Consider the following 7,105-nt stretch of genomic DNA (forward strand, 5'->3'; position numbering starts at 1 on the left):
AAGGAGACCGTCCATGAGCTTTGAAGTCTGGCTCGCATTTTCCGCCGCATCCATCGTGCTTCTGGTAATACCGGGACCGACCGTATTGCTCGTTGTATCCTACGCTCTGGGACAGGGGTGGAAGGCGGCTTTTCCGATGGCGGTCGGTGTCGCGCTTGGCGATTTTACAGCGATGACGCTTTCCATGCTTGGCGTGGGCGCGCTGCTGGCGGCATCGGCAACCGTGTTCACCGCAGTCAAATGGGCGGGTGCGGCCTATCTGGTCTGGCTCGGCATAAAGCTGTTCCGGGCTGGCGGTGCCCTTCATGCAAACGCCCGGCATGACAAGGTGCATCCGGTGCGGATGCTGGTTCATGCATGGCTGGTGACGGCGCTCAACCCGAAGAGCATTACATTTTTTGTGGCTTTTCTTCCGCAGTTCCTGAGCCCGCACCGGGATTTCCTGACCCAGATGCTGGTTTTCGAAAGCACGTTCCTCGTGCTCGCTTTCCTCAATGCCTTTGCTTATGCGCTTCTGGCAACCCGCGCGCGCGGCTTCTTTTCGAGCGAACGGGCGCTGCGCATCTTCAATCGTGCGGGCGGAACTTTGCTGATCGGCGCGGGTGTCGCTACTGCCTCGATGCGGTCAGCCTGAGACAAAACCGGCTCGGTTCAGCCGAACGATGGCAAGGTCCAGCGCCGAAAGAAATGCAGAGCGATCTTTCGGTGAAAAGGGGGCAGGGCCGCCGGTGACTTCGCCTGCCGAACGCAAGCTGTCCATCAGATTGCGCGTCGCCAGCGTGTTGCCGATGGTGTTCTGGGTGTGAACGCGCCCGTTCGGTGCAATTACCGAGGCACCTTTTTCGAGCGAGCGGCTGGCCAGAGGAATGTCGGCGGTAATCACGATGGCGCCCGGACGGGACTTTTCGGCGATCCAGTCGTCGGCAGCGTCCAGCTTGTCCGATACGATGACGCGTTCCACGCGCTCCGCGTCGCGCGGGATGGCAATGAAACTGTTGGCCACCAGCATGACCGGCAGATTGTGCCGTTCCGCCACACGATAGATTTCAGCCTTCACCGGGCAGGCGTCTGCATCGACAAAAATGTGGATCGTTTCGGGTTGCGTGTTCATGCTGCTTCATAAAATGGGAGCGGCTGTTTGGCAAATTCAACGCTGCGATCAGTTTTATGCGATAGGGGATCGGCGAAAAACGGTATAAGGCGGGCCGCAAAAGTGAGAGTTCCGCCATGGCCGCCCGTTTCTTTCCCATCATGTTCGTCCTGCTTTGGGCCACCGGTTTCATCGGCGCGGGGCTTTCCATGCCTTATGCCGAACCGTTCACCTTCATGGCGGTGCGTTTTTCCATTGCAGCAATCATCATGACGCTCTGGGCGCTGGCAAGCGGGAGCATCTGGCCGAAAGGCAATACGCTGATTCACGCGGCGATTGCCGGCTGTCTCATCCATGGCATCTATCTCTCCGCCTTGTTTTGGGCAGTTCACCACGGTCTGCCTGCTGGAATGTCGGGTCTCGTGGCAGGTCTTCAGCCGATGCTTACGACGCTGATTGCGGCCATTCTTCTGGGCGAACGAGCGAGCGGACGGCAATGGGCCGGGCTTCTAATCGGCTTCATCGGCGTGGCGATGGTTGTATGGCCGAAATTTTCGGCGGGCAGCGGCGTCGATCCCAAAAGCCTTGCGGCGGCTTTCGTGGCTGTGCTGGCGATCAGCACCGGCACAGTCTGGCAGAAACGTTTCGCCACAGCGGGCGACCTCAAGGCCGGGACAGCCGTTCAATACATCGCTGCGGCCATTCTCACCGCTGTGTGTGCGTTTGCCTTCGAGACGCGCGTCATGATCTGGTCGCCATCGCTGATCTTTGCGCTGGTCTGGCTGACGCTTGCCATTTCCATCGGGGCGATTCTGGCACTTCTGGTCATGATACGCGAAGGCGCAATGTCGAAAGTTGCCTCGCTGTTCTATCTCGTCCCCGGCACGGCTGCGATCATGGCCTATCTGATTTTCGGCGAAACGCTGTCGGCGATCCAGGTTGCGGGCATGGTGGTGACGACGCTCGGCGTTGCGCTGACGACTTTACGCCGGACATGATGCCGAAAAGTGGGAGCTGGTTCTCGGACCGGATCATGCGCTGATTTTTACGAGTTAAGCTCGGGCTGTTGCTCTCGCTTGCGGAAAATCATGATGGCGGCGTTTATTTCCGCGCCGATGATGAAAATTGCCGACAGCATGTAGAGGAAGACGATCGCCACCATGATCGAGGCCAGACCGGCATAGGTCGTCACGTAATTGGCAAAGGTTTCCAGATATTTGGCAAAGGCCATCGCAGCGGCAAGCCAGGCGATGAGCGTGACCAGTATGCCCGGCAGGATGTCGCCGAGGCTGCGTCGCCCGGCGGGAAGCCAGATGTGTACCATGAACAGCGCCAGAACCAGAACCGCAACCGCTACCGTATAGCGCCAGAAGGCGATGGTGCCTGTGAACGGCGCTATGTCAGGAAACCATTGTTCGGCAATACGCACGGCAAGCGGCGCCAGAACCAGCAGGAAGCTGATGGCCATCAGGCTCAGCGTGCCGACCAGAACGAAGCCGAGACTTTGCAGGCGGCAGAAAATGATCGAACGCTGGTCTGTCACGCGATAGGCGCGGTTAAGCGCGATGCGCAGCGCCTCCACGCCGTTGGAGGCAAAATAGGCGGCCGCGATGACGCTGAGGGTCAGAAGCCCGCTGCGTTGCACGGTCAGCACGTTCATCACCTCGTTGGCGATGGGAGCGGCGATGTTCGACGGCCACATGTCGAAGATGACATGCACCGCCGTATCGGCAAATTCTTTGGTGCCGAGAAAGCTCGCAAGCGTTGTGGCGAAGATGAGGAATGGAAACAGCGCCATCAGGCCGGAAAGCGCAATATGGCTGGCGAACGCCCAACCGTCGTCCGAACTGAAATGACCAATGACGTCCCAGGTGATCTGACGGAGAAAACGTCTGATTTTTCGCATCCGCAGATTTGTCCCTAAAGTCGCGATTGGCGTCTGAAACGCGTTCAGCCGATGTTTCAAGGCCTTAAATCTAGCATCGGTCCGCGGATTGCAAGGGCAGGCCCCGTTTTAAACCGGGCACGAATCAAGCAATCTTGGCAAAACGGTAGCGGGAAACGAACATATGGCTCCGGCACGATCCGGTCAGAACCGACAGCGCAGCATCATCATTACCGGTTGCTCCTCCGGGATTGGCGCCTATTGCGCGGAAGCGCTGAAGAGCCAAGGCTGGCGCGTCTTTGCGACCGCCCGCAAGGATGCGGATATCGGAGCGCTCCGGGCAAAGGGCATTGAGGCGCATTATCTCGATTATACGCAGCCGCAGTCGATCGCGAATCTGGTCGACGAGGTGCTGCGCCAGACTGACGGCACGCTTGATGCGCTGTTCAACAATGGCGCTTATGCACAGCCCGGCGCGATAGAGGACTTGCCGGTCGAAGCCTTGCGCCAGCAATTCGAAGCCAATTTCTTCGGCTGGCATGATTTGACCCGGCGCGTGGTTCCCGTCATGCGCCGGCAAGGGCACGGGCGCATCGTTCATTGCTCATCGATTCTGGGACTGGTGCCCATGAAATGGCGAGGCGCTTATGTGGCGTCCAAATTTGCGCTTGAAGGGCTGATGCTTGCGCAACGCATGGAACTGGAAGGTTCCGGTATCGATGTGTCGCTGATCGAGCCCGGTCCGATTGCGTCGCGCTTTACCTACAATGCCGCCAGACATGCGGAAGCCAATATCGATATGGAGGCGTCTGTTCATCGCGAGCTTTACCAGCGCCAGATGGCGAAATTGAAAAGTGGCGGCACAAAATCCAAGAACAAGCTTGGACCGGAAGCCGTCTATGCTGTACTGCTTCATGCATTGGAGGCGCCGCGTCCCCGCCCGCATTACGTGGTGACGAGACCGGCGAAACTTGGTTCACTGGCGCGGCGTCTGATGCCTGCACGCTGGCTTTACCGAATGCTGTCCGACCAGTCATGAGGTCAGGAACAGTGCGCATGGGAAGGAAATGAAATGGACGTTCTGTTCAAGGGCGCGGCAATGGTGGCCATGTTTGCGGTGGCTGTCGTTCTGATCATCGGCCTGCGCAACATGATGCGAGGCGGCGACGCCAATTTTTCCAACAAGATGATGCAGCTGCGTGTTTTCCTGCAGTTCATTGCCATAGTCCTGATCGTCGGGGCGATCTATTACGCCCGCGTGAAAAACGGTCAGTAAGGCATGGTCAAGCTCAACAAGATCTATACCCGTACAGGCGACAAGGGCACGACAGGACTTGCCAGCGGGCCGCGCAGGCTGAAGTCGGACCTGCGCGTCGAAGCCTATGGCACTGTGGACGAAACCAATGCCTGCATCGGCATGGCACGCCTTCATACAGGCGGTGAAAACAATCCTCATGCACAGATCGATGCCATGCTGGCACGCATCCAGAACGATCTTTTCGACCTTGGCGCTGATCTGTCGACGCCGGATGACGGGAAACCGCTCGCCTACGAACCGCTGCGCATCGTCGCTTCGCAGGTCGCGCGTCTGGAAGCCGACATTGATCTCCTCAATGCCGATCTGCAGCCGCTCCGCTCATTCATTCTCCCCGGTGGGTCGGCTGCATCTGCCGCATTGCACCTTGCCCGCACGATCTCACGCCGGGCCGAGCGGCTGATGGTTGCGCTTTCCCGCGTCGAAGGGGAAGTCGTCTCGGCGGAGGCTTTGCAATATATCAACCGCGTTTCCGATTTCCTGTTCGTGGCGTCGCGAACCGTCAACGATAATGGCGCGCAGGATGTTCTCTGGGTGCCGGGCGCGAACCGCTAGTCTAAACCCCCCGTCTGTTGCCCCAGATCAGCACGTGGAGCTGGGGCAGGACGTGCGCTTCGTACCAGCCATCCGCGATCATCTTTTCCACCAGCCATTCCATCCGCCGCATGATGCCGTCGATGTCTATTGCAGCGTCATTCGCTTCGGGCGGCGGCGGAGTGTGATTACCCGGCTGGAGATAGACTGGCAGGTGAGGATGCCGATTGGCCACTTCTTTGGCGAAGGCGTAATCGGCGTCATCAAAGATCACGAATTTCAGCACCGTTCGCGGCGTATTGCCCGCAACCTCGATACATGCGGCCAGCGCATCGAAATCGGTATCCATGGTGCTGGATGGCGGCTTCGGGCTCAATACCAGCGTGTCGAGCGCTGCAAACCAGCCCTGTGCAACCGATCCTTGCGTTTCCAGCGCAAAGCGATAGCCGTCTTTCCTGCCATGCTTGATCAACGGTCCCAGTGGCTGGATGGCCGGATTGCCCCCCGAAAGTGACACTGTCAGGGGCTTATTTCGGGAAAGTGCCGTCACTTCATCCCAAATTGCCTCGACGCTCATTGGCTTCCATTCGTGACGAAACCGGCTCTCGACAGCATGCAGGCTGTCGCACCATGCGCAGCGATAATCGCAGCCGCCGGTTCGCACGAATATCGTCGGCTCGCCGATCAGCACACCTTCGCCCTGTATCGTGGGCCCGAAAATTTCCGCGATCCGTATCGGCGTCACGGTCGGTACTCGGCCCATGTCTTGGGCGTTTCGCTGACACGCACGGCGGATATTTCCGGCCAGCGCGCATGGCACCATTCAAAAAAGTGCCTAGCGAGGGTTTCGGCCGTGCTCTGGTCGTGGCCCAGAACATCGTTGAGATGGCGATGGTCAAAACAATCGTCGATATAGCGCTTGAACGGCGCCAACTCATGATAGTCGCGAACAAAGCCGTGCTCGTTGAGATCGGAAGCCGAGAGTTCAACCTCAACGATATAGTTGTGCCCGTGCAGGCGGGCGCATTGATGGTCTTCCGGCAGGCCGATTAGCTGATGCGATGCGGAGAAATGAAATTCCTTGGTAATGCGAAACATCAGACGCTCCGCTTCTCGATTGCCGCACGCCAGAAATCGGCATCCTCATACAGTGTCGGGTCTTCGATGCCTGCCAGATGGAAAGCCTCGCGCCGCTCGACACAGGTGCCACAGCGTCCGCAATGATGTTCGCCACCCTTGTAGCAGGACCACGTTGCGGCAAAGGGCGTGCCATATTTTGCGCCATCGATAACGATGTCGGCTTTTGATACGTGCACATAAGGCGCGAGCAGTTTTATGTCGGCATAGCCATCCAGTGCATGGTTCTGCATGGTCTGGAAAGCATCAATAAAACCGGGGCGGCAATCGGGATAGATGAAATGATCACCGCCATGGACGGCGAGCGCCACAGCGTCGGCCTTTTGTGCGGCGGCCACCCCAAAGGCAATCGCCAGCATGATAGCATTGCGGTTCGGCACGACGGTGATCTTCATCGTTTCTTCGGCGTAATGCCCGTCGGGAACATCGACATCATCCGTGAGGGCGGAGCCGGTAAGGCTCGCGCCGATAGTCCGTATGTCGATGATCTGATGGGGAACGCCGAGCCTTTCGGCACAGGCTTTGGCCGAATCCAGTTCCTTCCTGTGGCGTTGGCCATAGTCGAAGGAGAGGAGGGCTGTGAGTTGATGTTCGGCTGCTATTCTATAAGCAAGCGAAACGGAATCGAGTCCGCCGGAGCAGACGACGAGCGTTTTCATAAGTCAGGGTTCCTTGTTTTGACCGGGTAGGCTGCGACCGGATTGCGAGGCGTTACCTAAAGCATGCTGCATCGCTTGTAAACGACACGAAAAAGGGGAGGTGTCGGGTTGCTCGGATTCGGAATGACCTGTTGTCAGAATAAATTGATTTTAATCGATATAGCGGCCTGTGCCTGATTGACGTGCACGTCAACCGTCTTTAGGTTTCGTGCCGGTTCCCGGCGGAGAGGCAGCGCATTTTGCGTCACTACCCAGTTTTGCGCCGGTGCCGCTTTCATGTCGGATTTTGACATGCGGGTGGGAGTTCACGGCGGCATAGTCGTGCTGCAGAAGTCATTGAAGAGGTAATCGCGGATGAAAGTCCTTGTCGCAGTGAAACGGGTTGTCGATTACAACGTGAAGATCCGTGTAAAGGGAGACGGTTCGGGGGTTGAGCTTTCGAACGTGAAGATGTCGATGAACCCTTTTGACGAGATCGCGGTTGA

At 58.0% G+C, this 7,105-nt stretch carries 10 protein-coding genes and 1 pseudogene; 6 read left to right on the forward strand and 5 right to left on the reverse strand.

Annotation, left to right across the window (positions count from 1 at the left end):
- The first annotated feature begins 13 nt into the window (after positions 1–13).
- On the forward strand, positions 14–634 hold the full coding sequence (locus ACS5UA_RS13560; RefSeq protein ID WP_100647466.1) for a LysE family translocator: 621 nt from the start codon (positions 14–16) through the stop codon (positions 632–634).
- Here ACS5UA_RS13560 and ACS5UA_RS13565 read toward each other — a convergent pair.
- Positions 626–1,111 carry a YaiI/YqxD family protein gene (locus tag ACS5UA_RS13565; RefSeq protein ID WP_253176196.1) on the reverse strand — a complete coding sequence of 162 codons (486 nt, stop codon included), beginning with the start codon at positions 1,109–1,111 and terminating at the stop codon, positions 626–628. The two genes, ACS5UA_RS13560 and ACS5UA_RS13565, sit on opposite strands and share 9 nt — an antisense overlap.
- 116 nt (positions 1,112–1,227) lie before the next feature.
- Here ACS5UA_RS13565 and ACS5UA_RS13570 point away from each other — a divergent pair, with 116 nt between their 5' ends.
- Positions 1,228–2,088 carry a DMT family transporter gene (locus tag ACS5UA_RS13570; RefSeq protein ID WP_265975245.1) on the forward strand — a complete coding sequence of 287 codons (861 nt, stop codon included), beginning with the start codon at positions 1,228–1,230 and terminating at the stop codon, positions 2,086–2,088.
- Between the two features lie 47 nt (positions 2,089–2,135).
- On the opposite strand, the gene ACS5UA_RS13575 is transcribed toward ACS5UA_RS13570, so the two are convergent.
- Positions 2,136–2,996, reverse strand: coding sequence for a YihY/virulence factor BrkB family protein (locus ACS5UA_RS13575; protein ID WP_006470933.1), 861 nt, complete (start codon positions 2,994–2,996; stop codon positions 2,136–2,138).
- Between the two features lie 163 nt (positions 2,997–3,159).
- On the opposite strand from ACS5UA_RS13575, the gene ACS5UA_RS13580 reads away from it, so the two are divergent.
- Genes ACS5UA_RS13580 through ACS5UA_RS13590 form a run of 3 tightly spaced genes read left to right on the forward strand, consistent with a single transcriptional unit; the run spans position 3,160 to position 4,845 of the window.
- Positions 3,160–4,014 carry an SDR family oxidoreductase gene (locus ACS5UA_RS13580; protein ID WP_253176198.1) on the forward strand — a complete coding sequence of 285 codons (855 nt, stop codon included), beginning with the start codon at positions 3,160–3,162 and terminating at the stop codon, positions 4,012–4,014.
- A gap of 33 nt (positions 4,015–4,047) precedes the next feature.
- Positions 4,048–4,251 carry a twin transmembrane helix small protein gene (locus tag ACS5UA_RS13585; RefSeq protein WP_006467913.1) on the forward strand — a complete coding sequence of 68 codons (204 nt, stop codon included), beginning with the start codon at positions 4,048–4,050 and terminating at the stop codon, positions 4,249–4,251.
- Between the two features lie 3 nt (positions 4,252–4,254).
- Positions 4,255–4,845, forward strand: a complete 591-nt coding sequence (locus ACS5UA_RS13590) for a cob(I)yrinic acid a,c-diamide adenosyltransferase (RefSeq protein ID WP_253176199.1) — start codon at positions 4,255–4,257, stop codon at positions 4,843–4,845.
- Position 4,846: 1 nt separating this feature from the next.
- Here ACS5UA_RS13590 and queE read toward each other — a convergent pair whose 3' ends face one another.
- Genes queE through queC form a run of 3 tightly spaced genes read right to left on the reverse strand, consistent with a single transcriptional unit; the run spans position 4,847 to position 6,620 of the window.
- A complete protein-coding gene (gene queE / locus ACS5UA_RS13595) occupies positions 4,847–5,587 on the reverse strand; it encodes a 7-carboxy-7-deazaguanine synthase QueE (protein WP_273772008.1) in 741 nt (246 codons plus the stop codon).
- Positions 5,566–5,922, reverse strand: a complete 357-nt coding sequence (gene queD / locus ACS5UA_RS13600; RefSeq protein WP_273772009.1) for a 6-carboxytetrahydropterin synthase QueD — start codon at positions 5,920–5,922, stop codon at positions 5,566–5,568. Before queD ends, queE begins: the two co-directional genes overlap by 22 nt.
- Positions 5,922–6,620 (reverse strand): 7-cyano-7-deazaguanine synthase QueC, encoded by a 699-nt coding sequence (gene queC / locus ACS5UA_RS13605; protein WP_253176202.1) that lies wholly within the window; start codon positions 6,618–6,620, stop codon positions 5,922–5,924. Before queC ends, queD begins: the two co-directional genes overlap by 1 nt.
- A 354-nt stretch (positions 6,621–6,974) precedes the next feature.
- On the opposite strand from queC, the pseudogene ACS5UA_RS13610 reads away from it, so the two are divergent.
- A pseudogene (locus tag ACS5UA_RS13610) lies at positions 6,975–7,105 on the forward strand (electron transfer flavoprotein subunit beta/FixA family protein); the annotation flags it as partial.

Source organism: Brucella sp. RRSP16, assembly GCF_052246815.1.
GTDB lineage: Bacteria > Pseudomonadota > Alphaproteobacteria > Rhizobiales > Rhizobiaceae > Brucella > Brucella intermedia.

Excerpts from the sequence above, each read along its gene's own strand:
- ACS5UA_RS13560 (WP_100647466.1), top strand. The coding sequence starts at position 14 with ATGAGCTTTGAAGTCTGGCTCGCATTTTCCGCCGCATCCATCGTGCTT.
- ACS5UA_RS13565 (WP_253176196.1), bottom strand. The coding sequence starts at position 1,111 with ATGAACACGCAACCCGAAACGATCCACATTTTTGTCGATGCAGACGCC.
- ACS5UA_RS13570 (WP_265975245.1), top strand. The coding sequence starts at position 1,228 with ATGGCCGCCCGTTTCTTTCCCATCATGTTCGTCCTGCTTTGGGCCACC.
- ACS5UA_RS13575 (WP_006470933.1), bottom strand. The coding sequence starts at position 2,996 with ATGCGAAAAATCAGACGTTTTCTCCGTCAGATCACCTGGGACGTCATT.
- ACS5UA_RS13580 (WP_253176198.1), top strand. The coding sequence starts at position 3,160 with ATGGCTCCGGCACGATCCGGTCAGAACCGACAGCGCAGCATCATCATT.
- ACS5UA_RS13585 (WP_006467913.1), top strand. The coding sequence starts at position 4,048 with ATGGACGTTCTGTTCAAGGGCGCGGCAATGGTGGCCATGTTTGCGGTG.
- ACS5UA_RS13590 (WP_253176199.1), top strand. The coding sequence starts at position 4,255 with ATGGTCAAGCTCAACAAGATCTATACCCGTACAGGCGACAAGGGCACG.
- queE (WP_273772008.1), bottom strand. The coding sequence starts at position 5,587 with ATGGGCCGAGTACCGACCGTGACGCCGATACGGATCGCGGAAATTTTC.
- queD (WP_273772009.1), bottom strand. The coding sequence starts at position 5,922 with ATGTTTCGCATTACCAAGGAATTTCATTTCTCCGCATCGCATCAGCTA.
- queC (WP_253176202.1), bottom strand. The coding sequence starts at position 6,620 with ATGAAAACGCTCGTCGTCTGCTCCGGCGGACTCGATTCCGTTTCGCTT.